The following is a 22,750-nucleotide window of genomic DNA, read 5'->3' as shown; positions in this document are numbered from 1 at the left end:
CGCGGTACCGGCGCCGGACAGGGACAGGGCATCGAAGCAACCGCCGGCTCCCTCAATGCCCGGCATGAGCAGATGGGCGGTTCCATGCCCGTTCGTGGAGCCTGACACGGAGCCAGCAGATGCCGGTGAATGGAATGGGAAACGCTGATCAAGGACGTCGCAGTCGATCTCGCCCGCTGTAGGCCACGGGCTGGATTCGCCGCAGAAGCCGCGCCCAGGTGCCGTCCGCCGACCACAGCCGGTGGCGTGGGAAACGAGCAGATCAAGTGACGTCACACGATCGGCCGGACGGCTCCTGGGTGTCCAGTCCCGGACCGAGGTGCTGGCGCATCAGCGCCTGCGCGGTCGTCTCGGCGGCGGCGAACCTGGAGCGTCCTGCGTCGGTCAGGGTGGCCTCGACCGTCCTGCGGTCTCCGGCACGACGATGGCGATCAATCAGTCCGGCTGCCTGCAGACCCCTGAGGAGGTAGGACATCCGGTCCCCGGATTCCTGGAGGAACGCCGCCAGCTTGGCAACGGGCATAGATCCGCTCGCGGCCTCGGCGAGCGCGCCGAGAATGAGGTAGTCATGGAGCGACAGTCCGTGCCGCACCCGCAACTCACCGTGCACGAGACTCAAGGTCCGCAGGACCCCTGGAAACTGCCACCGCGTGATCTCCGACCAATCGTAGTCGATCATATTCCTTCCCAGGGGTCGGTTCCTCCGGCCGCAAGCCCGCGGCCGCAGCATCACAACCAGATTCCATACGACGCCGATCCCGGGCCGGACGGACACGAAGCCCTCGGATCAGGACGGCGTCACCCGCCCGCACTCCGAATATGCCACGACGGCAGGCAGCAGGCCGTCACCCGTCCGATGTCCTGATGTGAGGCCGTCGTGGCGCGCCCGGCCATCCGTCTCCGCACTCCCGGCGTCCTAGCGTCGTCAGTGCGATGCGGTCGAACGGGTCGGGCTCCGCAACGGTTGCGAAGTCCTCGAACACCTGACACGCAGGCGGACGACCGCCGTAGCCGCGTCCGCCATCCCAAGGCTTCGCAGAGGAAAGAAGGCGTTCGCGCCATGGCGTCGCAATCAGACACCGCTCGAGCAGCGGCTCACGGGCTGGACTTCGGGCTCAACGAATGGGTCGTGGACGAGCAGCGACGGCGTCACCTCCACGACCCCGGCTCGGTCGATGAGACGTGGAGGAACTTCTTCGCCACTCTGGTGTCCCCGGCCGCCGCGGCCTCCCTGCCCGCCTCAGCCCAACACCACAAGGGCACCGACGAGGCGGCGCTCAAGGCGGTACGGGTCGCGGCGCTCATCCACGCCTATCGCGTGCGCGGGCACCTGATGGCAGGCACGGACCCGCTCATGGCGCGGCCCGCCTTCGCACATCCGGAACTCGACATCGCCGCGTTCGGACTCAACGACGCGGACCGGGCGGAGGACTTCGCCGTGGACGGGTTCGCCGGGCACACCACGATGACACTCGACGAAGTGCTGGGCGCATTGCGGGAGTTCTACTGCAGCACCGCCGGGTTCGAGTACATGCACATCCAGGACGCCGGGGAACGCCGCTGGATCCAGCAGCGCGTCGAGGACCTGCGGCGCCGCCCGGACCGTGCCGGACAGCTGCGGATCCTCTACCGGTTGGGGGCCGCGGAGGCCTTCGAGACGTTCCTGCAGACCAAGTACGTGGGCCAGAAGCGGTACTCGCTCGAGGGCGGCGAGTCGGCCATCGTGCTGCTCGACGCCCTGTTGCTCCGCGCCATCGAAGACGGTGTCCAAGAAGCCGTCATCGGGATGGCGCACCGCGGCCGGCTCAACGTCCTGGCCAGCATCATCGGCAAGTCCTACGGCCAGATCTTCGACGAGTTCGAGGACGCGGTGGACATCCGGTCGGTCCAGGGCTCGGGGGACGTGAAGTACCACCTCGGCGCGGAGGGCACCTACCGTGCCCTGGACGGCGGCGCCATCGCCGTCTCGGTCGTGGCGAACCCCTCGCACCTGGAGATCGTGGGGCCGGTGGCCCAGGGCGTGGTGCGCGCTAAGCAGGACCTGGCCGGGGACCAGGGCGAGCTCTTCCCCGTACTGCCGGTCGTCCTCCACGGCGACGCGGCCTTCGCCGGCCAGGGCGTGGTCGCCGAGACCCTGAACATGTCGCAACTGCCGGGCTACCGCACGGGCGGGACGGTCCACGTGGTCGTCAACAACCAGGTCGGCTTCACCACCCTGCCCGCCAACGGCCGTTCGAGCACGTACGCCACCCATGTGGCACGGATGGTGGAGGCCCCGATCTTCCACGTTAACGGCGACGACCCGGAAGCCGTCGACCGCGTCGCACGGATGGCCTTCGACTACCGCCAGACGTTCCACAAGGACGTCGTGGTCGATCTGGTCTGCTACCGGCGCCACCGGCACAGCGAGGTCGACGACCCGTCCATCACGCAGCCGATGATGTACGAACGCATCGACGCGAAGGATTCGGTGCGCACGCTGTACGCTGCGGCCCTCATACGCCGCGGGGACATCGGCGAGCGGCAGGTGGACAGTGCCCGCCGCAACTACCAGGATCACCTGGAACGGGCCTTCGCCGAGACCCGGGCGCTGCCCGCTCCCGCACCGGCCGAAGGCCTTCCTTGCGCCGACGCCGGACAGGCGGCCGCCCAGCGCACGGCGACCGCGATCGACGAGGCGACAGCCCGTCAGGTCATCGCATCGCAGACCCACCTGCCGCAGGGCTTCACCGTGCACCCGCGTGTCCTGCCGCAGCTCCACCGGCGCACGGCGACGCTCGACACCGGCACCGTCGACTGGGCCACCGCGGAGACACTGGCGATCGGTTCGCTGCTGCTGGACGGCGTCCCGGTACGGCTGGCCGGACAGGACTCCCGGCGCGGCACTTTCGGCCAGCGCCACGCCGTACTGACCGACCGGCGCACCGGCGCGGAGCACACGCCGCTGAACTCCCTCAGCCCGCAGGCCACGAGCTTCGCACCGTACGACTCGATGCTGTCCGAACTGGCGGCACTGGCCTTCGAGTACGGCTATGCGCAGGCCCGTCCGGAAGCCCTGGTGCTGTGGGAGGCCCAGTTCGGTGACTTCGCCAACGGCGCGCAGACGGTCGTCGACGAGTACATCGCCTCGTCCGAGCAGAAGTGGGGCCAGCGCTCCGCAGTGACCATGCTGCTGCCCCACGGACTGGAGGGCCAGGGCCCCGACCACTCGTCCGCCCGGATCGAACGCTTCCTGCAACTGTGCGCGCAGGACAACATGACCGTGGCCACGCCCTCCCTGCCGGGCAACTACTTCCATCTGCTCAGGCAGCAGGCGCTGGACGGCCGCAGGCCACTGGTGGTCTTCACCCCGAAGTCGATGCTGCGGTCGAAGGCGGCCGTCTCCGCCCTGGCCGAGTTCACCCAGGGCGGCTTCCGCCCGGTCCTGCCGGACGACACGACGGACCCGGCCCGTGTCTCGCGCGTGCTGCTGTGCTCGGGCAAGGTCTTCTACGACCTCGACGCCCACCGGCACGCCGCGGGCTCGACCGACACGGCGATCGTCCGCGTGGAGCGCCTCTACCCGTTCCCCGACGAGGAACTCGCGGCGGAACTCGCCCGCTTCCCCGCGGCCGCGGACGTGCGGTGGGTGCAGGAGGAGCCGGAGAGGTGCGTGGTCGTTCGTCGCTCCGCGTCTGCACCGGCTGACCCGGCGCGCTGTGGACTGCGTGAGCCGGCCCGAGGCGCCCGCGCCCGCGGCCGGCTCGGCCCGCCGGCACGGCGTGGAGCAGAAGACTCTCGTGACATCGGCCTTCCAGTGATCAGCGGCTCGCGCGGTGCGCATCGGCTGCCCACAGCGCGTATCCGTCGACACCACGGCGGCATCGAGGAGGAGCAGCGGCATGAGCCTGCTGGCGCGCATCAACCAGCCCGCGGACTTGAGAGGTCTGAGCCATCCAGAGCTGGTCCGGGCCGGGGAGATCCGCGACTTCCTGGTCCGCCACGTCGCGGCCACGGGAGGCCATCTGGGGCCCAACCTCGGCGTCGTGGAACTGACCCTGGCGCTGCACCGGGTCTTCGACTCCCCGCGCGACCGGCTGCTGTGGGACGTCGGGCACCATGCGTACGTCCACAAGATCGTGACGGGGCGGGCCGGTGAGTTCTCCGGCCTGCGGCAGCGTGGCGGGCTTTCCGGATACCCGAGCCGGGAGGAGTCCACGCACGACCACATCGAGCACTCCCACGCATCGGTAGCCCTGTCGTACGCCGATGGCATGGCCAAGGCCGCACAGCTCGCAAGAGAGTCGGACCGGCACATCGTCGCCGTCGGCGACGGAGCACTCACCGGAGGGCTGGCCTGGGAGGCTCTCAACAACATCGCGGCGGCACCGGACCGGCCGGTGGCGATCGTCGTCAACGACAACGGACGCTCATACGCACCAACCGTGGGCGGACTCGCCCGGCACCTGGCGGCCCTGCGTACCCACGCCGGCTACGAGCGTCTGACCGGCTGGGGCAGACAGCCGCTCGACGGTGCCGGAGCGCCGGGCCGGGCGCTGCACCGCATCCTGCACGCGGCCAAGGAAGGCATCAAGGAGGGCGTGAAAGCGGGCCTCGCAGGGGGCAGCGGGGAGGCCGTGATGCCGTACTCGCTCTTCTGCGAGCTGGGACTGCACTACCTCGGGCCCGTGGACGGCCACGACATCACCGCCCTGGAACGGGCCAAGGCCCATGGCGCGCCGGTCGTCGTCCACTGCATCACGCGCAAGGGGCTCGGATACGCGCCGGCCGAGCAGAACGAGGAGGACCACCTGCACGGCATCGGCATCATCGACCCGCAGACCGGGCGCCCTCTGCGGCCCGCTGGTCTGACCTGGACGGCAGTGTTCGGCCGGGAACTGGTCGAACTGGCCGACGCGCACCCGGACGTCGTCGCGATCACCGCGGCCATGCCCGGCTCCGTCGGTCTCAACGACTTCGCCGCACGCTACCCGTCACGGTTCTTCGACGTCGGGATCGCCGAGCAGCATGCAGTCGCCTCGTCCGCCGGGATGGCCATGGCGGGCCTGCATCCAGTGATCGCCCTGTACGGCACGTTCCTGAACCGCGCCCTCGACCAGGTGCTGATGGACCTCGCGCTGCACCGGCTCGGTGCGACCCTGGTCCTCGACCGGTCCGGAGTCACCGGTGACGACGGCCCCAGCCACAACGGGCTGTGGGACCTTGCGATGCTCCAAGGTGTCCCCGGCCTGCGTGTCGGGGCTCCCGCGATGCGCGCACCCTGCGGCGGCAGTTGCGGGAGGCCGTGTCGATCACCGACGCGCCGACGGTACTGCGCTACCCGAGAGGCACGGTCGGCCCGGCGATCCCGGCGGTCGGCCGCGCCGGTGCGGTCGACGTCCTGCGCGAGGCCCCCGGCGGCGGCGTCCTGCTGGTCGCTGTCGGAACGACGGCCTCGGTCGCTCTCGAAGCGGCGGAGCTCTACGCCGAGCAGCAGGGGGTGGAGGTCACGGTAGTGGACCTACTGTGGGTCAAGCCGCTCCCCGGCGATCTGCCCGCGCTCGCCGCCGAGCACGCCCTGGTCGTCACGGTCGAGGACGGCCTGCGCGCCGGAGGAGTGAGCACAGCGGTGGTCCAGGGCCTGCAGGAGGCCGGCATCCGCACCCCGGTAAGTGCCGTGGGCGTGGCGGACGGGTTTCCCCGGCAAGCCACCCGGGCCGAGATCCTCGCGGAAGCAGGCCTGACCGCTCAGGCGATCGCACACACCGTCACCCAGACCCTGGCCCGCGCGGCCGTCACCGCGGTACCCACCGGTCCCCGCACCATCCCTGCACCCAAAAGGCAATGAATTTCACATACCAGTAAAATGCTTCTACTGCGAAAGCGGCCGGAGGATGCGTCATGTCCGAGATCATTTGTCGCAGAATCGACGAGCAGACGCCAAGCAAGGACGGCGAGGTCGGCGAGGTCGGCGAGCGCGTGCTGGTCGACCGGGTCTGGCCGGAAGGTCTGCGCCGGCAAGACGCACCGCTCGACGAGTGGCTGCGGGAGGTCGCACCCTCCATCGAGCTGCAGCGCTGGTACGGCCACCACCCCCAGCGGTTCGGTGAGTTCCGCCGCCGCTATCTCACCGAACTGGGCGATCAACGGCACAAATACGCAGCTGCCCGGCTTCGGGACCTGGCCCAACACCGCAGTCTCACCCTGCTGACCTCCACCCAGGACATGGACCACAGCCATACCGCGGTCCTGGCCGAATGGCTTACCGAACCCGGCTCTCGCGATGAGCGGCGCCCGGATGCCGCCCTTCCCGAGCCCGGACGTACCGCTCCCAGTTCCCGGCCGCCCGGACACCGCGCGGCGGTCTCCGCCGCGGTGGCCAATCTCAACGCGGGCGCACTCGCGTTCGTGATGGGCACCGGCATCGTCTCCACGGCCCTGTACGTCAACGGCGCCGACACCGCCTCCGCCGTACTGCTGTGGGTGGCCCTGGCCGGTTATGCCGTACTGGTGCCCGCCTACGGCTGGCGGCTGCTGCGCCGGCGCGAGCGGTTCGTCGCGGATCTCCTCGGGCCGCGTGCCTTCGCGTTCCTCACCCTCGCGATCTCCTCGAACGTGCTGGCTGCTCGCTTTGTGCCGGCCGGACACACCGCGGTCGCCGGGGCGTTCCTGGCGTTCGGGACGCTGGGGTGGGTGGTGCTGGACTACGGCATCCCGCTCGCGCTCATCACCACGCTGAAGCGGGGCCCCTCGCTCGACCAGGTGAACGGCACCTGGTTCCTGTGGTCGGTGGGAACGGAGTCGGTGGCGGTCGCGGCGGCATCGCTGGCCCGGGTGACCCCGGGACACGCACTGGCCGTCCTGGCAGTGGTGTGCTGGGCCGTCGGCCTGATGCAGTACCTGCTGACCGCCGCGCTGGTCCTGGCCCGGCTACTGGCCCGGCCGGTGCAGCCGGAAGGCCTCATGACGTCCGTATGGATATTCATGGGGGCGGCGGCGATCGCCGTGCTCGCCGGAGTCCGCCTGATCGCACTCCATCCAGGCACCACGATGTTGTCGCGCCCGCTCGTCATCGGGACGTCCGTTGTCCTGTGGGCGTTCTCAAGCTGGCTGATTCCGCTCCTGCTGGCTCTGGGCGTTTGGCGGCACGCGCTGCGCCGTATCCCGCTGCGCTACGAGCTCGGCTGGTGGAACCTCGTCTTCCCGGTCGGCATGTATGCGGTCACCACGCATGAGCTGGGACGCGCGACCGCGACCTCGTGGATGACGAGCGTGGGCCGCTGGGAGGTTTGGATCGCCGTGGTGTTCTGGGCTGTCGTGTTCGCCGCCATGGTGGCAGCCAGACTCCGGGCCCACCCCACGACCGCGCACGGATCCGCCGGTGCGGGGCAGACGGCCCGCCCGCAGAGCACGGCCTCGACGGCGCCCGGGGCGCTGCCATAGGCACGTGTTGCGATGCGGCGCGAACCCGGCTGCCCGTCGGCAGACAGCCGGGTTCGCGCGACGCGTCCGTGTCATGCGGAGCGGTACACGGGCCCTGTCAGCGGCGGGCGCGCTCACGCTGCCGGACAGCATGGCGCAGGGAGTGACGGGCGACGACCGCCCAGGCTGCGACGAACAGGGCGTACAGGACGACGGCGATCCAGACGAACAGCTGCGAGCCGGTACGAGCAGCGAGCGCGCTGGTGCCGGTGACGCACGCTCCGAGGGGGAAGATGAAGGACCACCAGGTGGCTGCGAAGGGCAGCCCTCTGCGGGGGTGCGGTCTACTCCCGTCCAACCCGCCGAACGAGGCGCCTAAGTCCGTACCTTTCAAGGGTAGTTGAGGCCCCCGGCCACCATCACGGCCCATCGGGCTCTCGCGTGCAGGCGAGGCCCACCGCTGGGGGCGCAGCTTCACACGTCGCGCTGGTTGACGAATCCGAGCGACGTCAAGCCCTCGGCCGTGCACAAGCGGTCAGATGCGCCCCTCACCTCCGTCTGGAGAAGCTGGTACGCGGCGCCGTGCTGGTGGCCCCAGTGCATCGCCGCCCGCCACAGGGCTCGCCCATGGCCGACGCCGCGGTACTGCGGCAGGACGCCGCAGTACTGGGGCAGCAGCCGCGCCCGCCCAGCGGCGTCACTCATCGTCTCCATCGGGCCGATGGCACCGGCCACGGTCCCCTGGTCAAGGACAGTAAGGACCGAGCCGACGGTCCCCGCCCGCATCTGCTCGTAGAGGAACGCGAACCCGTCGTCGGCCATCTGTACCGCGAAGTCCGCGAACCGCTCGGGCACGTCGAGCTGCTTGTACTCGACCATCCGGGCGTTCGGCTCCGCACCAGGCCCGTCGGTGAACTCCTTGAGCTGGACCCGGGTTCCCACGCCGTGCGCGTACGCGTCAGGCTTTCCCTGGCCGAGGAACCACACGATGCGGGCCTTCCGCCCGCCGTGGGCCGCGGCGAGCTTCCGCGCCAGGTCAGCACCGGCAGACAGGCCCTCGGTGGCCGTCCCGTACACGTGGACCTTCACCACGCCCCCGGCCCGCTCGGCGAGCGTAGGGATCAGCGTCAGGCCACGGTCGTGCTCGATGACGTCGGCCATGACGTGCTCAGTCTTCGTGTCGAACCATCGCTGGTCTTTGTCCCATGGCAGGAAGCGGTCGGTGCCAGCGTTCTGGACGAACCGCCTCGAAGAGGTCGTGCAGCGGTTCGTCCCGGCGAACAGGGCCGAGGGTGGGCACGTACGGGACAGGCACACGGGCTCAATCAGGTCCCAGGAGAAGCGCATGCCCCGGACGCCCCTCACTTCCGCAGGTGGCCGGACTCGGACTTGGGGGTGCGGCCCATTAGTTCCTGCACGGCCTGCACCGCTTCCCGGCCGCCGTGGATGATGTCGACGACGGCCCTCGTGATCGGCATCTCCACGCCGTGACGCTCGGCCAGTCCCTGGATCGCCTTGCAGGAGGCGACACCTTCGGCGGTCTGGGTGGTGGCGGCCTGCGCCTCGGCGACGCTGAGGCCCCGGCCCAGGTGCGCGCCAAAGGTGTGGTTCCGGGACAGCGTGGATGAGCAGGTAGCGACCAGGTCGCCCATGCCGGCGAGCCCGGCGAGCGTGAGCGGGTCCGCGCCCATCGCGACACCAAGCCGGGTGGCCTCGGCCAGCCCTCGAGTCACCAGGGCCGCCTTCGCGTTATCACCGAGCTGCATGCCGTCCGTGATGCCGACGGCCAGGGCGATGACGTTCTTAATGGCGCCGCCCAGCTCGCAGCCGATGACGTCGGTATTCGTGTACGGCCTGAAGTACGGCGTGTGACAGGCCGTCTGGATGAGTGCGGCGGTGCTCTCGTCGGGGCAGGCGACGACACTGGCTGCCGGTTTGCGGGCGACGATCTCGGCGGCCAGATTGGGCCCGGACAGCACGGCGATCCGGTCGGGCCGTGCTCCGGTCGTCTCGGCGATGACCTCGCTCATCAGCCGGCGTGATCCGCTGCCAGGTGACGGTGATCTCTTCGGCCTTCGGGTCGGCTTCGAGCTCGGCGAGCTGATCGGTGGACAGACGGAACCGCTTGCTGACGGTCTCCATCTCTTCGAGGAGTTCGGCGGCGATCGTCATGACGTGGGCTCCTTCGCGCTGGCGGGGGCGGGCTCGGGGGTGGCGGCGGGCGGGTGGGCGACCTGGCGGCGGGCCACGTCGACCACGGCGGAGAGGGCGCGTACCGCCTGACGGGCCATTTCGCGGAAGGCGTCGACAATCTGCCGGACGAAGCGCATGGCGCGCGAGGGCCTGGCCGACGGTTGCGGCCTGTTCGGGGGCGAGGCGGGTGATGCGCATGCGGGGCTTTCGGAGGTGGTGGGCGGCTGGTCGTTCCGGCTGCCCGAGTCAGATCAGTTGGCGCCAGCCGTCCGGCGATTCGCCGCCGTCGCTGTCGACGACGAGTTCGGCGCCCTGGCGCAGGGTGCAGGTGACGCGCGCCGGGTCGGTGGTGAACAGGTCGACGCGCGGCAGCTCGGTGGTCATGCGCAGGCAGCACGACGTGAAGGCGCCGCCCGGCGGCGGGCATTCGTGGAGGACTCCGGCGAGGCCGCTCATGCACTGCTCCGCTGGAACTGCGGCCACCAGTCGTCGTGTTCGGCACCGACCGACGACCAGTAGCGGTGGCAGCCGCACGGCATGCCGCGGGTCACCTGGCGGAACTGGCAGGCGGCCTTGACGCGGGTACGAAGGCCTGGCTTCGAGACCGCGGGGGGCTCGTCGATGTCGTCCGTGTAGTCGCCGAGCAGGGTGGCACGGGACATCTCGCGGAGCAGACCGATCAAGCACAGTCCGGCCGCCGCGTACGCGGCAGTGGCGTGCCACCAGCGGGCTTCGCCGATGAGCCGGCCGCCCACGGAGATGCTCAAGACGAACGGCGCTCCGAAGACAACCAGGAGGACCTTGCTGGTGCGCGTCATCGCGCCCACCTCCGGTAGCGGCGGATGCAGAACCGCGTCCACCAGTAGACGGCGGGGCAGAGGATCGGAGTGAACAGCAGGCCGACGAGCGCGAATGCCGTCTGATCGCTCACCTGCAGAGCGTTGTCCGGGGTCATCGTTGGTCCCCCTTCGGGCGGAGGATGGCGTCGGCGAGGTCGACGGCGGCCCGGGTCAGCGAGGTCTCGACGAGGCCGTGCTCTTCGTGGACGGTCTCGAACGCCTCGTGCAGGACGGCCGTCACGGCGCGGCCTACGTCCGGGTCGACGGTGGCGATGTACGCAGCGTCGGCGGCGGCCTGCGGGTTCCCTGCCGGTCCGGTGCGGGCGACGCATTCGGAGCCGTGCGGGCCGCCGGTGACGAACTCGACGCCGGGCAGGCTGCGGATCGTGGTCGGGGTGCGGCGGCATGTCCAGGTGCCGGACGTTGCGCTGTCGAGGCGGGCGGTCAGCAGGGCCTCGGCGTCTTGCAGGCGGATGTCCAGGCGGGCCGCGTCCACCGTGTCCGGGTTCACCGCGACGATCACGCGGGGTCGGATTCGGCTTCCGGAGCAGCCGGGGCAGTAGTCGCGGCCGCCGGTGTGACGCCAGCCGTGCGCGGCGCCGATCGTGCGGGCCTCGCCGATGGTGAGGCCGTCGGTGATCAGCGTCGCCGCACAGGCGGAATGGCCGCGCACCGTGTTGCAGTGGAGCGTCAGGCTGGTGCTCAAGGGTGGCTCCTGTTTGGCTGAGGGCCGGGCGCCCCTGTCTCCCGCAGGGGCGCCCCGTTCGTGCGGGTCACGCGTGGGCGCAGATGCCGGTCTCGTCGTGGTCGATCGCCGCACCCGGGCACCTCGGTCCTGTGTCCTCGATAGACGCCAGGAGCGCTTTGCGGCAGCCGCCGCACAGCTTGAGGCGGGCGGCTTCCTCTTCCGGCATGGGCTTGCTGGCCTGGAAGTTGCCGGGGCAGATCGTGCGGCCCTGGCCGTCCGGGATGTGCTTCGCCGTCCGGTTCACCGACCGCGAGTTGAAGACGTACGGCGGCGCCGGGACGCCCCCGACCGGGGCGATCTCGCCGTGGAGGGATGGGCGGTGTACCGGGTGCCGACGAACGGGGCCTCGTACAGCGACACGCCGTGCTCGTTCACCTCGGCGGCGAGGGTCCACACGCGGCCGTCCGGAGTGCCGTAGGCGTCCGCCGGTTCGCCGCCCCAGTGGGCGGGCGTAGAACAGAACACGCAGCGCAGCACACCGTCGTCGTCCGGCTTGTGGCAGTGCCCTTCCGGTACGGCCTTGTCGCCACGGCGGTTCTGCGGGCACAGGCCTGGCACGTCGGCCGGTTCGCCGGTGATCCACGCGGCGAGGGCCTCGGTGTACGCCGTGCGGGCCTTGCAGGCCTCTGCCTCCTGGCGGTCCGCCTCGGTCTGGAGAGCGCCGAGGTGCGGCGCGAACCGCATCAGGGCTTCCTCCAGCGGCCCGGGCATGATCCCCGCGAGCTTGGCCGGGGTCCGCTTGATGCCGTGTCCAGGGTCGAGGCACAGGCGCAGTTCTCAGTGTCGAGCTTCAACGGGGTTAGTCCTTTCGATGGTTGGGATTGCTGCGCTGCTCCTGGATGAGCGCGCGGGTGGTGGCGATGGCCATGCCGTAGAGGACGAGCACGCCGTCGACGAGCCGCTCCATCCCGGCCTCGGTGTGGGCTTGGTCGGCGAGCGCGTCGAACAGGGCTTGCGCGGCGGTCCGGTCCTCGTTGCCCCACGCCGTGGCGAACTGGGCTGCGAACGCCAGCTCGGGCGGCAGGTTCTCCGGTCGGCCGGGCTGGCCGGTCCAGGTGTCCTCGACCTCCAGGACGAACATGCCGTTAGCGGGCTTCGGCTACGTGCCAGTCAGGGCGGCCGTCGCGAGCATCACGCACAGCGCGAAGCACTCGGCACGGCTCTCCTCGATCAGCGGGACGAGGAGCAGCCCGCCACCGATGGGGTTGCCGTTCACGGCCTGGTTCAGGGCCTCTTCGACGATCCACGGCGGCAGGGGCGAAGGCTCAGCAGTCACAGAAGTCCTCACAGGTTCCGTCGCACTCGTTCGGCCAGGTGTGGCCGTCGAGGTCCTCGTGGTCGCCGCGGTGGCTGGGCTCGCCGATGCAGGGGGTCTCCACGACGTCCCGGACGTAGTCGAAGTGCGGGCAGTGGACGGCCGGGACACCCGGGCGTCGCGCTCCCACTCGGCGAGCTCGGCGGCCCGCTCGGCGGCCTTGTTCGCCGCACGGGTCGCGGCGGCCTTCTTCGCGGCGGCCGACCGGCGGGCCTTCGCCTCCGGCCGGTTCCGCCACCGGGTACGGGCCGCCCGCGCCTCTGCCGCGTGCTGCGCGGTTGCGGCAGCCAGGCCGGCGAACAGTGCGCCCACTGCGTCGTAACGGCGGGCCGGGTCGTTCACCGCCTGGTCGAAATCGACGACCGCGCGGGCCGCCTGCTCGCCGGGCGTCAGGTCGTCGGTCACGCGGACTCCTCGGTCAGCATCGGGTCGAAGCGGCAGCGGAGCAGGGCGCGGGTCACGGTGCGGGCGCCGTACCGGCGCATCGCCTCGTCCTGGCCCAGCTCGGCGACCGCCTGACAGATCTGCTCCAGCGGCACCGCCGCAGTGACTAGGGGCCTGGCCCGGGACCTGGCCCCGACGCCGGTTCGTCGCGCAGAACAGGCACGCCTCCCCCGACGCCGGGTCACGCGGGGCCGTCGGGTGCTGGGGGCAGCCGGACGGGTTCAGCTCGGCCCGGACATCGCCGAGGAGGCGGTGAGCGCGGTCGAGGTCCTGCCCGATCTCGTCGAGCTGCTCGGGCGACGCGGCGAATACCGTCACCCGGTCCCCGTGCTCGCCCAGGGCGCGCAGTGCGCTCCCCAGCTCGGTGGTCTGGTTCGTCATCGGTCGTTCACGTCCTCCGTCGTGGGGGCGTTCCAGCGGGCGGCAAGGGCCTCGCAGACCACGGCCGCCTCCCGCTTGCAGTCCTGGCACTCGCGGTCTTCCGGCTCCGGCTCGTGCGGCTTCGGATCCCGGCAGATGCGGCACTCCCACCACGACCGTCCGGTCCGCTGCGATGGCACCGAGCCATTCCGGCCGCGCCGGTTCGCTCTGCGCTCCTCGCACCTCCGGCAGTCCGCGCCGGTGTCGACCAACTCGCCGTCCTCGCACCCGGCGTCCGGGCACTCACCAGGCCGTACGAGGACCTGGAGGACGGCGTACGGGTTCCCGACGCCCTTACCGGCGAGGAGGTCGCTCTGGAAGCGGTGACGCACCCAGCGGCGGTCCATCCGGTCCGCGAGCTGTTCCGCGGTGCGGTTCGCCAGTTCGCGGGCAACGGCTATCCGGAAGTTGCGCGGCACCTGCTTGCCGTCGAGCAGCTCCAGCAGCGATTCGGGGATCGCGCGTTCGACGACAGCGACGGCAGCAGCCTCGTCCCGGGTCAGCCGGGTCTTCTTCCTCGAGGGCGCTCGCTTTTCCGTCGCGGCGGAGCCGCCTCGAGCGCCCGCGCCACTACCGGTAGATGCCCTACGGGCGTCACCAGCGCTACGCGCCGAAGGCGCATCGTCTCTCTGTTGTTCTTCAGTCTTGGTGTTCTTGGTGGTGGTCTTCTTAGGGTGCGGATTCCCCGCTGCCGGTTTGTCCGCCGCCGGATTTCCCGACATCGGTGCTGAGCAGGCGCTACGTGCCTTGGAGCGGCTCGGAAGCTGCGGGGCGTCCTCGCCGAACAGATCGTAGAGGTGCGCGGGCATGTCGGTGATGCAGTAGACGACGCGGGCGAACTTCCCCTCGTCGTCATGCTGCTGAATGCGCTGGTCCTGGACGTGGTCGCGGACAGGGACGGTTGTTCTTCACGCGTCGCCCCCGTTCTCTCCGTTGGCGCGACGGCGTCCCGGACATCACGCCGATGCCACAGACGCTGACCGTGCGCGTGCCCAACTACGAGACGCAGCGCGGCTACGAAGGCGTGCGGATCACGACGGTAGAGATCTCCTCCAAGTGCCAGCGCTGCGGCGGCCCTCGCGGCCCGCTGACCGCGCACCACTTCGTGAAGGACGGCACGCCCCTCGTGTGCGACCGCTGGGTCAACGACTGCGGCCACCCCGACGAGACACCCGGGCTTCGCCGAGCTTCTGGTGTGGCAGGCGGCTGATGTTGTCCTGCAGAAATCGCGGCTTGCAGCCCAACTTCTCTGCGGCCCGGTCGTAGTCCTGCGAGTGCGACCTGCGCCTGATCATGCGCCTTCACACGGTCATCCCCGCATCGGTCACCGGTGCAGAGAGTCCCGGCATGAACGCCCGCACGCACTGCACCTGCGTCACGGTCCAGAACCTGTGCCGTGTGATTGGTCATCGCGGGGATAACGCGCCGGTGCTCCCGCGGCACGATTCCCGGCGGATCCGGGTTCTCGGGGCGGCCGCCGACGGGCACCAGGTCGGCCCCGGACCGCACGCGCAGCTCATCGGCCCTGCGCGCGTCCCACAGATGGCGGTGCAGGTCGAGGCGGAAGCGGCGGCTGGGACGGGGGTGCGGATGCCGGCGGACACCGGCCTCGACGTGGGATCGGTCGTGAGATCCGTCGTGCGGTCTGTCGCGGGGCCCGACGCGGGGTCCGCCGTGCGGTGCGGACCACACGGCGAGGCTGATCCGCTGACCGCCGTCCGCCCAGGCCGGTGGAGTCCGCACGACGAGGTGTACCGGACCGACGCCGTCACGCCCTTGGGTGTCGTACCGGGCCAGGGCGATGGTCAGTCCCGGGCGCAGCAGCCCGTGCGGGGCGATCCTCGGCATGTGCCAGCGCAGCAGGTCGGGAGCCAGATGGCGGAGATCGGCCCGGACCCGAGCGGCGAGGTCGTGGCCGTAAGTACGCGCCACGGACCGCAGGTTGAGATCGACATCGATGCCTGCGGCGGCGCATGCCCCCGCCCAGTCCCCGGCACGGCGGCGGGCGGTCGCAGTCTCGATCATGGCGGGCGGCACGGCGAACTCTCGCACGGGCAGCCAGAAGGAAAGGCGGGAATGCCCCTTCGCGGTCTGAGTGAGCATCAGCACTCACCTTGCGCGGACGGGACCCCCATTCTGCCGACAGAGTGAGTCATCATCGCGGGGAGCGTAGCGCTCCTGACCGTGATCTGTCAGATGTTTTCGCCTGGCGTCGCCCGGTGAAGGACCGCCTGGCGTTGCGTGGTGAGGGGTTCCGTCGGGTTGCGCAGCCCCTCCGCGGCGTCCGAGACACGCTGGATGAGGTCGAAGAAGACGGTCTGCTCCTCGGCGGAGAGCGGGGCCAGGAAGACCTGGTTCATACGCGCCGTGCGCACGGTCAGCTTGCGGTGCGTACGCGTCCCCTCGTCGGTGAGGCGCAGCAGGAAGCGGCGGCCGTCCTGCGGATCGCGCACCTTGTCGAGCAGGCCCCGTCGACTGAGCCGGCTGATCACCTCGGCGATGGTCGACCGGTCCAGGCCCACCCGCTCCCCCACCGTGCGCTGATCCAGTCCCGGCTCCGCGATCAGCGCGTTCAGGACCGCGAACTGCGGTGAGGTGATCTCCTCGGAGACCATCGTGTTCCACAGCAGATAGTGGGCCTGCTGGAGTCGCCGGGCGAGGTGCCCGGGGTGGGTGGTGAGGTCCACCGCGGCCATGTGCGCTCCCCCTGGGTGAGTCCGTCATTTCGTTGGTGCACTGAACGATACCGTGCATCTCCGGGATGCGTACCAGCGCGACCACGGCCGTACACCCGCCGATTTCATGGAACTCTTGACGACACGGGCTACTGGTGGCAGCGTGAGTGAAACCTCGCAGAAATAATCAGTGCCCTGAGTAATTGAGGGTCTGGACGCTTGGAAGAGATGGGGCCTCACGGATGGACAAGGTGGTCGCCACGGCCCTGGAGGCGGTGGCGGATGTGCCGGAGGGTGCGTCGTTGGCGGTGGGCGGGTTCGGGTTGAGCGGTGTGCCGAACGTGCTGATCGAGGCGCTGTACGAGCGGGGGGTGTCAGGGCTGTCGGTCGTCTCGAACAACTGCGGGGCGATGGAGTCGGGCCTGGCGGTGCTGCTGGCGGCGGGCCGGATCGGGCGGGTGATGGGCTCGTACGTCGGGGCGAACAAGGAGTTCGCGCGGCAGTATCTGGCCGGGGAGCTGGAGGTGGAGCTGATCCCGCAGGGCACGCTGGCGGAGCGGTTGCGGGCCGGCGGTGCGGGGATCCCCGCCTTCTACACCCCCGCCGGGGTGGGCACGCAGGTCGCGGACGGCGGGCTGCCCTGGCGCTATGACGGCTCGGGCGGGGTGGCGCTGGCCTCGCCCGCCAAGGAGGTGCGCGAGTTCGAGGGCACCGAGTACGTGCTGGAGCGCGGCATCCGCACCGACTTCGCGCTGGTCCGGGCCGCGAAGGGCGACCGGCACGGCAACCTCGTCTTCAGCAGGTCCACCCGGAACTTCAACCCCCTCGCGGCGATGGCGGGCAGGGTGACGATCGCCGAGGTGGAGGAGCTGGTCGAGCCCGGCGGGATCGACCCGGACGCGGTGCATCTGCCGGGGATCTTCGTCCAGCGGGTGGTGGCCCTCACCCCCGAACAGGCCGCCGCGAAGATGATCGAGAAGCGGACGGTGAGCGGCTGATGGCGTGGAGTCGCGAGGAGATGGCGGCCCGTGCGGCACGCGAACTCCAGGACGGGCAGTACGTCAATCTCGGCATCGGGCTGCCGACACTGATCCCCAACCACCTCCCGGCCGGCGTCGAGGTGATCCTGGAGTCGGAGAACGGGATCCTCGGCACCGGCCCCTACCCCACCGAGGACCAGGTCGACCCGGACCTCATCAACGCCGGCAAGGAGACCGTGACGGTCCTGCCGGGCGCCTCCTTCTTCGACTCGGCGCTGTCCTTCTCGATGATCCGGGGCGGGCACATCGACGTGGCCGTGCTCGGCGCGATGCAGGTGTCCGCGGGCGGTGACCTGGCGAACTGGGCCATCCCCGGGAAGATGATCACCGGGATCGGCGGGGCGATGGACCTCGTCCACGGCGCCCGCACCGTCATCGTCGTCATGACCCACACCGCCAAGGACGGCACCGCGAAGATCCTTCAGGAGTGCGCGCTGCCGCTCACCGGCAAGGCGTGCGTCAACCGGATCATCACCGACCTCGGCGTCCTCGACGTCACCGACGACGGGCTGGTGCTCATCGAGACCGCGCCCGGCGTCACGGCCGGAGAGATCGTGGCCAAGACCGCCGCGAAGGTCCGTGTCGCAGCCGAACTCAACGAGGAGACCCAACCGTGAAGGACGTCTACATCGTCGACGCCGTACGGACCCCGATCGGCCGCTACAACGGCGCCCTGGCGTCCGTCCGCCCGGACGACCTGGCCGCCCACGCCATCCGGGAACTCCTGGCCCGCACCCCGGACCTGGACCCCGCCCGGATCGAGGACGTCTACCTCGGCAACGCCAACGGCGCCGGCGAGGAGAACCGCAACGTCGCCCGCATGGCCGCCCTGCTCGCCGGGCTGCCCACCTCCGTGCCCGGCGTGAGTGTCAACCGGCTGTGCGCCTCCGGACTCGAAGCCGTCATCCAGGCCGCCCGCGCCATCGCCGTCGGAGACGCCCACATCGCCCTGGCCGGCGGCGTGGAGTCCATGACCCGCGCCCCCTACGTCCTGCCCAAGAACGACCGGCCCTTCCCCGCCGGACACACCGAGCTGTACTCCACCACCCTCGGCTGGCGCATGGTCAACCCGAGGATGGACCCCCAGTGGACCATCCCGCTCGGCGAGTCCGCCGAACTCATCGCCGACAAACACAAGATCAGCCGCGAGCAGCAGGACGAATACGCCCTCAGCAGCCACCGCAAGGCCGCGAAGGCACAGGCCGGGGATCTGTTCGAGCCCGAACTCACCCCCGTGCCGATCCCCCAGCACAAGGGCGACCCGGTCATCTTCGCCGCCGACGAGTCCGTCCGCCCCGACGCCTCCCCCACCGCCATGGCCAGGCTCAAACCGTCCTTCCGCACCACCGACGGCACCGTCACCGCGGGCAACGCCTCCCCCCTCAACGACGGCGCCGCCGCCCTCCTCCTGACCGACGAGGAAGGGCTGAAGGCCACCGGCCGCGAACCGCTGGCCCGCATCCGAGCCACCGGCGTCTCCGCGACCGACCCCCAGTACTTCGGCCTCGCCCCCGTCGAAGCCGTCAACCGGGCCCTGGCCAAAGCCGGCAAGACCTTCGCGGACCTGTCCGTCCTCGAACTGAACGAGGCCTTCGCCGCCCAGGTCCTCGGCTGCCTCGCCGAATGGCCCCAGTTCGACCCCCAGGTCCTCAACCCCCAGGGCGGCGCGATCGCCCTCGGCCACCCCCTCGGCGCCTCCGGCGCCCGCCTCGCCGGCACCGTCGCCCACCAACTCGCCCGCAAGGGCTCCGGCACCGGCGTCGCCACCCTCTGCATCGGCGTCGGCCAGGGCCTCGCCCTCGTCCTCGAACGATAGGAAGTCGACCATGGCCCTCACCCAGTCGGACATCGACGTCGAGATCAAGGATCTCCAGGACGCGTACGACAAGGCGGTCGCCGGCGGAGCGCCGGTTCGCCACCACCCGTCGCGCGACTACCCCCCGTACCGCAGCTCCCTGCTGCGCCACCCCAAGCAGCCGCTGGTCGCCGTCGACGGCGGTGACCCGGAGACGGTCGAGCTGTCGGGTCCGGTGTTCGGCGTCACCGACATCACCGAGCACGACAGCGACCTGACCATCCAGCACCGGGGCGAGCCGCTCGGCGAACGCATGACCGTCTCGGGCCGGCTGCTCGACCGCGACGGGCGTCCCGTGCGCGGTCAGCTCATCGAGATCTGGCAGGCCAACGCCGCCGGTCGTTACGCCCATCTGCGCGAGCAGCACCCGGCGCCGCTCGACCCCAACTTCACCGGTGTCGGGCGGACCCTGACGGATGATCAGGGCCGCTACAGGTTCACCACGATCAAGCCGGGCCCCTACCCGTGGGGCAACCACACGAACGCGTGGCGGCCCGCGCACATCCACTTCTCGGTCTTCGGTACGGCGTTCACCCAGCGGCTGATCACCCAGATGTACTTCCCGAGCGACCCGCTGTTCCGCTACGACCCGATCCTGCAGTCCGTGACGGACCGGGCGGCCCGCGACCGCCTGATCGCCACCTACCAGCACGATCTCTCCCGGCCCGAGTTCTCCATGGGCTACGAGTGGGACATCGTCCTCGACGGTCCCTCCGCCACCTGGATCGAGGAAGGCCGTTGAACATGACCGAGCGGTTGCTCCCCACCCCGTCCCAGACCATCGGCCCCTTCTACGGGCACGCGCTGCCCTTTCCCGACGGCGGTCAGGTCGCGTCGCAGGGCCACCCCGAGGCGATCACCCTGCACGGGTACGTGTTCGACGGCGCCGGCGAGGTGATCCCGGACGCCCTCCTGGACTTCTGGCAGGCGGCGCCCGACGGCTCCCTCGAGGGTGCCCCCGGTTCCCTGCGCCGCGACCCGTCGACGGGCGGCTTCCTCGGCCGCAACGGCCTCGACTTCACGGGCTTCGGCCGGGTCGCCACGGACGCCGACGGTCGGTACGCGCTGCACACCCTGCCGCCGGGCAACGCCGGGCTTCCGTACATCAGCGTGTGTGTGTTCGCGCGCGGTCTGGTGCACCACCTCTTCACCCGCGCGTACCTCGCCGACGGCGCCGACCCGCTGCTCGACTCGCTCCCTGCCGACCGGCGCGCCACGCTGATCGCGGCCGAGGGCGCGAACCGGACGTACCGTTTCGACATCCGCCTTCAGGGCGAAGGCGAAACGGTCTTCCTGGAGTTCCAGTGACAGCTGCCGACCCGGTCCGTTCCGAGTCCGATGCCGAGTCCGATGCCGGGCTGCTCGCCCCCGGGTGGGCGGGCTCCCCGGCAGCGTCCGCGACCTCGGACGGCGCGCTTCTGGCGGCGCTCCTCGACGCGGAGGCGGCCCTGACCCGCGCTCAGGCGGGACTCGGGCTCGCGCCGGACGCGGCGGCGTCTGCGGTGTCCGCCGTGGCGGCGGCGGACCTCGACGTCAGGTCGATCGCGCTGCGCGCGCGAGGCGGCGGCAATCCGGTGATTCCGCTGGTCGCGGATCTGACAGCGGCGGTCGGCAAGGAGTACGGGCCCTACGTCCACCGGGGCGCGACCAGCCAGGACATCCTGGACACGGCGCTGATGCTGGTCGCCCGTCGCACGCTGGACCTGGTCCTGGCGGATCTTGAGCGGACGGCGCGGGCCCTGACCCGACTCGCCGCCGCGCACCGGGACACGGTGATGCCGGGGCGGACCCTCACGCAGCACGCCGTACCGACGACCTTCGGGCTGAAGGCGGCGGGGTGGCGGTCGCTCGTGCTGGACGCGCGGGACCGGCTCTCGGTGCTCCGGCTCCCGGCCCAACTGGGCGGTGCCGCCGGCACGTTGGCCGCCTTCGCGGCCTTCGGCGCCGAGGATCCGGGCGCGCTCGTGGCGGCGTACGCCGGTGAACTCGGGCTCGAGGAACCGGCGTTGCCCTGGCACACCCTGCGGACACCGATCGGCGACCTGGCCGGCGGCCTGGCCTTCACGGCCGGGGCCCTCGCGAAGATGGCAGCCGATGTGCTCACCCTCTCCCGCACGGAGATCGCCGAGGTCGCGGAGGGGAGCGGTGGCGGGTCGTCCGCGATGCCGCACAAGGCCAACCCGGTGGCGGCCACCATGATCGCCGCCTCCGCGCGCCGAGCGCCGGGGCTCGCCGCCACGCTCTACGGGTCGATGGTGGCCGAGGACGAGCGGCCGGCCGGTGCCTGGCACGCCGAGTGGGAGCCGTTGCGCGAGCTGCTGAGGCTGGTCGCGGGCATCGCCCGGAACGCCGCCGAGCTGGTCGAGAGGCTCCGGGTGAACGCGGACGCCATGCGCGATCACCTCGCCCTCACCCATGGGTTGATCGTCTCCGAGCGCCTGGCCGTCGAACTCGCTCCGGTGCTCGGGCGGGCCCGCGCCAAGGCGCTGCTGACCCGGGCCGCCGAGCGGGCCGTCGCCGAGAGACGGCCCCTCGTGGACGTACTCGACGAGGAGCCGGAGCTCAAGGAGCTCGACCTCGTGGAACTCACCGACCCCACCCGCTACACGGGCTCCGCGGGAGCCCTCACCGACCGTGCTCTGGAGCGAACGTGACCAGCACCCTGCTCGACCACCGCGCCGAGGGCCCCGAGACCGCTCCCCCTTGCTCCTCGGGCCCTCGCTCGGTACCTCCCACGCCCTGTGGGACAAGGTCGCGCCCGAGCTGTCCGCCACCCACCGGGTGGTTCGCTGGGATCTGCCGGGACACGGAGGGTCGGCGCCGGACCTGATCGGACCGGGAGCCAGCGTCGGCGACCTCGCCGCCCTGGTCCTCGGCCTCGCCGACTCGCTCGGCATCGCACGCTTCGCCTACGCGGGTGTCTCGCTCGGCGGCGCGGTCGGTCTGCACCTCGCCGTCCACCACCCGGAGCGTGTGACGTCCCTCGCCGTCATCTGCTCCTCGGCGCACTTCAACGGCTCCAAGCCGTGGGAGGAGCGTGCGGAGCTGGTACGCCGGGAGGGGCTGGCCGCGCTCGCCGAGAACGCGAACTCGCGTTGGTTCACCCCCGGTTTCACCGTGCCGCGGTTGATCGAGGACCACCGGAACGCGGACCCGGAGGCGTACGCCGCCTGCTGTGACGCGCTGGCCGCCTTCGACCTGCGCGACCGGCTCCCCGAGATCTCCGTGCCCACCCTGCTGATCGCGGGCCGCCAGGACCCGGCGACGCCGCCCGCCCACCTGCGGGAGATCGCCGACGCGGTGGCGAGCGCCACGCTCGTCGAGCTCCCGGGAGCCTCGCACCTGGCGCCCGCGCAGTGTCCGGCGGCGGTCCTGACGGCGCTGCGGGCCCACTTCGACGGAGGCGCCGAGCGGGGCATGGAGGTGCGGCGTGAGGTGCTGGGCGACGCCCATGTGGACCGGGCACAGGCCCGGCAGACCCCCTTCACCGCCCGCTTCCAGGACTTCATCTCGCGCTACGCCTGGGGCGAGATCTGGACCGACCCGACCCTCTCGCGCCGCGAACGCAGCATGATCACCCTGACCGCGCTGGTCGCACACGGCCACTACGACGAGCTGGCCATGCACGTCCGGGCGGCGCGCCGCAACGGGCTGACCCCGGAGGAGATCGGCGCCGTACTGCTGCAGACGGCCGTGTACTGCGGTGTCCCGGCGGCGAACTCGGCGTTCGCTACGGCTCAGCGGGTGCTCGCCGAGGAAGAGGGCGACGACGGCGCCACAGGGTGACCTTGCCCGTCCGCTCCGGACACCTCGTCCTCGC

23 protein-coding genes and 5 pseudogenes are annotated in these 22,750 nt (G+C 70.9%); 12 read left to right on the top strand and 16 right to left on the bottom strand.

What is annotated here, in order from left to right; genetic code table 11:
• Window positions 1–262: 262 nt before the first annotated feature.
• The gene (locus tag AAFF41_RS40080) at window positions 263–679 is read right to left on the bottom strand and encodes a MarR family winged helix-turn-helix transcriptional regulator (protein ID WP_343325557.1); all 417 of its coding nucleotides are present in this window, start codon (window positions 677–679) and stop codon (window positions 263–265) included.
• Between the two features lie 381 nt (window positions 680–1,060).
• Here AAFF41_RS40080 and AAFF41_RS40075 point away from each other — a divergent pair.
• The 3 genes and pseudogenes from AAFF41_RS40075 (at window position 1,061) to AAFF41_RS40060 (ending at window position 7,422) form a co-directional block, all read left to right on the top strand.
• A pseudogene (locus AAFF41_RS40075) lies at window positions 1,061–3,800 on the top strand (multifunctional oxoglutarate decarboxylase/oxoglutarate dehydrogenase thiamine pyrophosphate-binding subunit/dihydrolipoyllysine-residue succinyltransferase subunit).
• Window positions 3,801–3,881: 81 nt separating this feature from the next.
• Window positions 3,882–5,827 (top strand): annotated as a pseudogene (dxs, locus tag AAFF41_RS40070) (1-deoxy-D-xylulose-5-phosphate synthase).
• Window positions 5,828–5,880: 53 nt separating this feature from the next.
• The gene (locus AAFF41_RS40060) at window positions 5,881–7,422 is read left to right on the top strand and encodes an SLAC1 family transporter (protein ID WP_425526200.1); all 1,542 of its coding nucleotides are present in this window, start codon (window positions 5,881–5,883) and stop codon (window positions 7,420–7,422) included.
• Between the two features lie 97 nt (window positions 7,423–7,519).
• Here the strand turns inward: AAFF41_RS40060 and AAFF41_RS40055 are convergent, their stop codons facing one another.
• The 3 genes and pseudogenes from AAFF41_RS40055 to AAFF41_RS40045 all read right to left on the bottom strand — a co-directional run.
• Window positions 7,520–7,759 carry an SLAC1 family transporter gene (locus AAFF41_RS40055; protein ID WP_343325556.1) on the bottom strand — a complete coding sequence of 80 codons (240 nt, stop codon included), beginning with the start codon at window positions 7,757–7,759 and terminating at the stop codon, window positions 7,520–7,522.
• A 116-nt stretch (window positions 7,760–7,875) separates the two neighbouring features.
• Entirely contained in the window at window positions 7,876–8,562 is a 687-nt protein-coding gene (locus AAFF41_RS40050; RefSeq protein WP_343325555.1) for a GNAT family N-acetyltransferase, read from the bottom strand.
• A gap of 200 nt (window positions 8,563–8,762) precedes the next feature.
• Window positions 8,763–9,446, bottom strand: a pseudogene (locus tag AAFF41_RS40045) (NAD(P)H-dependent glycerol-3-phosphate dehydrogenase); the annotation flags it as partial.
• On the opposite strand from AAFF41_RS40045, the gene AAFF41_RS40040 reads away from it, so the two are divergent.
• Window positions 9,418–9,684, top strand: a complete 267-nt coding sequence (locus AAFF41_RS40040) for a hypothetical protein (protein WP_343325554.1) — start codon at window positions 9,418–9,420, stop codon at window positions 9,682–9,684. The pseudogene AAFF41_RS40045 and the gene AAFF41_RS40040 sit on opposite strands and share 29 nt — an antisense overlap.
• 156 nt (window positions 9,685–9,840) lie before the next feature.
• Here the strand turns inward: AAFF41_RS40040 and AAFF41_RS40035 are convergent, their stop codons facing one another.
• The 10 genes from AAFF41_RS40035 to AAFF41_RS39990 all read right to left on the bottom strand — a co-directional run bounded on the left by AAFF41_RS40035 (window position 9,841) and on the right by AAFF41_RS39990 (window position 13,779).
• Window positions 9,841–10,050, bottom strand: a complete 210-nt coding sequence (locus AAFF41_RS40035) for a hypothetical protein (RefSeq protein ID WP_343325553.1) — start codon at window positions 10,048–10,050, stop codon at window positions 9,841–9,843.
• Window positions 10,047–10,412, bottom strand: a complete 366-nt coding sequence (locus AAFF41_RS40030; protein WP_343325552.1) for a hypothetical protein — start codon at window positions 10,410–10,412, stop codon at window positions 10,047–10,049. The genes AAFF41_RS40035 and AAFF41_RS40030 overlap by 4 nt, the downstream gene beginning before the upstream one ends.
• A complete protein-coding gene (locus AAFF41_RS40025; RefSeq protein ID WP_343325551.1) occupies window positions 10,409–10,549 on the bottom strand; it encodes a hypothetical protein in 141 nt (46 codons plus the stop codon). The genes AAFF41_RS40030 and AAFF41_RS40025 overlap by 4 nt, the downstream gene beginning before the upstream one ends.
• Complete coding sequence (locus tag AAFF41_RS40020; RefSeq protein ID WP_343325550.1) at window positions 10,546–11,139, bottom strand: hypothetical protein; 594 nt, start codon at window positions 11,137–11,139, stop codon at window positions 10,546–10,548. The genes AAFF41_RS40025 and AAFF41_RS40020 overlap by 4 nt, the downstream gene beginning before the upstream one ends.
• 67 nt (window positions 11,140–11,206) lie before the next feature.
• Window positions 11,207–11,425, bottom strand: coding sequence for a hypothetical protein (locus AAFF41_RS40015; protein ID WP_343325549.1), 219 nt, complete (start codon window positions 11,423–11,425; stop codon window positions 11,207–11,209).
• Window positions 11,422–11,892, bottom strand: coding sequence for a hypothetical protein (locus tag AAFF41_RS40010; protein ID WP_343325548.1), 471 nt, complete (start codon window positions 11,890–11,892; stop codon window positions 11,422–11,424). Before AAFF41_RS40010 ends, AAFF41_RS40015 begins: the two co-directional genes overlap by 4 nt.
• 88 nt (window positions 11,893–11,980) lie before the next feature.
• A complete protein-coding gene (locus AAFF41_RS40005) occupies window positions 11,981–12,262 on the bottom strand; it encodes a hypothetical protein (protein ID WP_343325547.1) in 282 nt (93 codons plus the stop codon).
• Between the two features lie 18 nt (window positions 12,263–12,280).
• Window positions 12,281–12,901: a hypothetical protein gene (locus AAFF41_RS40000; RefSeq protein WP_343325546.1), complete on the bottom strand. Its 621-nt coding sequence runs from the start codon at window positions 12,899–12,901 to the stop codon at window positions 12,281–12,283.
• Window positions 12,898–13,035 carry a hypothetical protein gene (locus AAFF41_RS39995; RefSeq protein WP_343325545.1) on the bottom strand — a complete coding sequence of 46 codons (138 nt, stop codon included), beginning with the start codon at window positions 13,033–13,035 and terminating at the stop codon, window positions 12,898–12,900. The genes AAFF41_RS40000 and AAFF41_RS39995 overlap by 4 nt, the downstream gene beginning before the upstream one ends.
• Before the next feature lie 282 nt (window positions 13,036–13,317).
• Complete coding sequence (locus AAFF41_RS39990) at window positions 13,318–13,779, bottom strand: hypothetical protein (protein WP_343325544.1); 462 nt, start codon at window positions 13,777–13,779, stop codon at window positions 13,318–13,320.
• A gap of 545 nt (window positions 13,780–14,324) precedes the next feature.
• Here AAFF41_RS39990 and AAFF41_RS39985 point away from each other — a divergent pair.
• Window positions 14,325–14,570, top strand: coding sequence for a hypothetical protein (locus AAFF41_RS39985; RefSeq protein WP_343326502.1), 246 nt, complete (start codon window positions 14,325–14,327; stop codon window positions 14,568–14,570).
• Between the two features lie 134 nt (window positions 14,571–14,704).
• On the opposite strand, the pseudogene AAFF41_RS39980 reads toward AAFF41_RS39985, so the two are convergent.
• Together AAFF41_RS39980 and AAFF41_RS39975 are read right to left on the bottom strand one after the other, a co-directional pair.
• Window positions 14,705–15,463 (bottom strand): annotated as a pseudogene (locus AAFF41_RS39980) (hypothetical protein); the annotation flags it as partial.
• An 89-nt stretch (window positions 15,464–15,552) separates the two neighbouring features.
• Window positions 15,553–16,056, bottom strand: a complete 504-nt coding sequence (locus AAFF41_RS39975) for a MarR family winged helix-turn-helix transcriptional regulator (RefSeq protein ID WP_319754334.1) — start codon at window positions 16,054–16,056, stop codon at window positions 15,553–15,555.
• A gap of 221 nt (window positions 16,057–16,277) precedes the next feature.
• On the opposite strand from AAFF41_RS39975, the gene AAFF41_RS39970 reads away from it, so the two are divergent.
• The 7 genes and pseudogenes from AAFF41_RS39970 to pcaDC all read left to right on the top strand — a co-directional run bounded on the left by AAFF41_RS39970 (window position 16,278) and on the right by pcaDC (window position 22,716).
• On the top strand, window positions 16,278–17,033 hold the full coding sequence (locus AAFF41_RS39970; protein ID WP_343325543.1) for a CoA transferase subunit A: 756 nt from the start codon (window positions 16,278–16,280) through the stop codon (window positions 17,031–17,033).
• Window positions 17,033–17,692, top strand: a complete 660-nt coding sequence (locus tag AAFF41_RS39965; RefSeq protein WP_343325542.1) for a CoA transferase subunit B — start codon at window positions 17,033–17,035, stop codon at window positions 17,690–17,692. The genes AAFF41_RS39970 and AAFF41_RS39965 overlap by 1 nt, the downstream gene beginning before the upstream one ends.
• On the top strand, window positions 17,689–18,891 hold the full coding sequence (locus AAFF41_RS39960; protein ID WP_343325541.1) for a thiolase family protein: 1,203 nt from the start codon (window positions 17,689–17,691) through the stop codon (window positions 18,889–18,891). The genes AAFF41_RS39965 and AAFF41_RS39960 overlap by 4 nt, the downstream gene beginning before the upstream one ends.
• 10 nt (window positions 18,892–18,901) lie before the next feature.
• Window positions 18,902–19,672 (top strand): protocatechuate 3,4-dioxygenase subunit beta, encoded by a 771-nt coding sequence (gene pcaH / locus AAFF41_RS39955; RefSeq protein ID WP_060900686.1) that lies wholly within the window; start codon window positions 18,902–18,904, stop codon window positions 19,670–19,672.
• 2 nt (window positions 19,673–19,674) lie between these two features.
• Window positions 19,675–20,238 carry a protocatechuate 3,4-dioxygenase subunit alpha gene (pcaG, locus tag AAFF41_RS39950; protein ID WP_319749254.1) on the top strand — a complete coding sequence of 188 codons (564 nt, stop codon included), beginning with the start codon at window positions 19,675–19,677 and terminating at the stop codon, window positions 20,236–20,238.
• Window positions 20,235–21,584, top strand: coding sequence for a 3-carboxy-cis,cis-muconate cycloisomerase (gene pcaB, locus AAFF41_RS39945; protein ID WP_343325540.1), 1,350 nt, complete (start codon window positions 20,235–20,237; stop codon window positions 21,582–21,584). The genes pcaG and pcaB overlap by 4 nt, the downstream gene beginning before the upstream one ends.
• Window positions 21,581–22,716: pseudogene (gene pcaDC / locus AAFF41_RS39940) on the top strand (bifunctional 3-oxoadipate enol-lactonase/4-carboxymuconolactone decarboxylase PcaDC). The gene pcaB and the pseudogene pcaDC overlap by 4 nt, the downstream one beginning before the upstream one ends.
• The last annotated feature ends 34 nt before the right edge of the window (window positions 22,717–22,750 follow it).

The sequence above is a fragment of the Streptomyces mirabilis genome (genome assembly GCF_039503195.1).
Taxonomy (GTDB): domain Bacteria; phylum Actinomycetota; class Actinomycetes; order Streptomycetales; family Streptomycetaceae; genus Streptomyces; species Streptomyces mirabilis_D.
This window is presented reverse-complemented; position numbering and strand designations above follow the sequence as displayed.

What these genes read in the sequence shown, in the direction of transcription:
- AAFF41_RS40080 (WP_343325557.1), bottom strand. Translation starts at nt 679, where the DNA reads ATGATCGACTACGATTGGTCGGAGATCACGCGGTGGCAGTTTCCAGGG.
- AAFF41_RS40060 (WP_425526200.1), top strand. Translation starts at nt 5,881, where the DNA reads ATGTCCGAGATCATTTGTCGCAGAATCGACGAGCAGACGCCAAGCAAG.
- AAFF41_RS40050 (WP_343325555.1), bottom strand. Translation starts at nt 8,562, where the DNA reads ATGGCCGACGTCATCGAGCACGACCGTGGCCTGACGCTGATCCCTACG.
- AAFF41_RS40040 (WP_343325554.1), top strand. Translation starts at nt 9,418, where the DNA reads ATGACCTCGCTCATCAGCCGGCGTGATCCGCTGCCAGGTGACGGTGAT.
- AAFF41_RS40035 (WP_343325553.1), bottom strand. Translation starts at nt 10,050, where the DNA reads ATGAGCGGCCTCGCCGGAGTCCTCCACGAATGCCCGCCGCCGGGCGGC.
- AAFF41_RS40030 (WP_343325552.1), bottom strand. Translation starts at nt 10,412, where the DNA reads ATGACGCGCACCAGCAAGGTCCTCCTGGTTGTCTTCGGAGCGCCGTTC.
- AAFF41_RS40025 (WP_343325551.1), bottom strand. Translation starts at nt 10,549, where the DNA reads ATGACCCCGGACAACGCTCTGCAGGTGAGCGATCAGACGGCATTCGCG.
- AAFF41_RS40010 (WP_343325548.1), bottom strand. Translation starts at nt 11,892, where the DNA reads ATGCCCGGGCCGCTGGAGGAAGCCCTGATGCGGTTCGCGCCGCACCTC.
- AAFF41_RS40005 (WP_343325547.1), bottom strand. Translation starts at nt 12,262, where the DNA reads ATGTTCGTCCTGGAGGTCGAGGACACCTGGACCGGCCAGCCCGGCCGA.
- AAFF41_RS39985 (WP_343326502.1), top strand. Translation starts at nt 14,325, where the DNA reads ATGCCACAGACGCTGACCGTGCGCGTGCCCAACTACGAGACGCAGCGC.
- AAFF41_RS39975 (WP_319754334.1), bottom strand. Translation starts at nt 16,056, where the DNA reads ATGGCCGCGGTGGACCTCACCACCCACCCCGGGCACCTCGCCCGGCGA.
- AAFF41_RS39970 (WP_343325543.1), top strand. Translation starts at nt 16,278, where the DNA reads ATGGACAAGGTGGTCGCCACGGCCCTGGAGGCGGTGGCGGATGTGCCG.
- AAFF41_RS39965 (WP_343325542.1), top strand. Translation starts at nt 17,033, where the DNA reads ATGGCGTGGAGTCGCGAGGAGATGGCGGCCCGTGCGGCACGCGAACTC.
- pcaH (WP_060900686.1), top strand. Translation starts at nt 18,902, where the DNA reads ATGGCCCTCACCCAGTCGGACATCGACGTCGAGATCAAGGATCTCCAG.
- pcaG (WP_319749254.1), top strand. Translation starts at nt 19,675, where the DNA reads ATGACCGAGCGGTTGCTCCCCACCCCGTCCCAGACCATCGGCCCCTTC.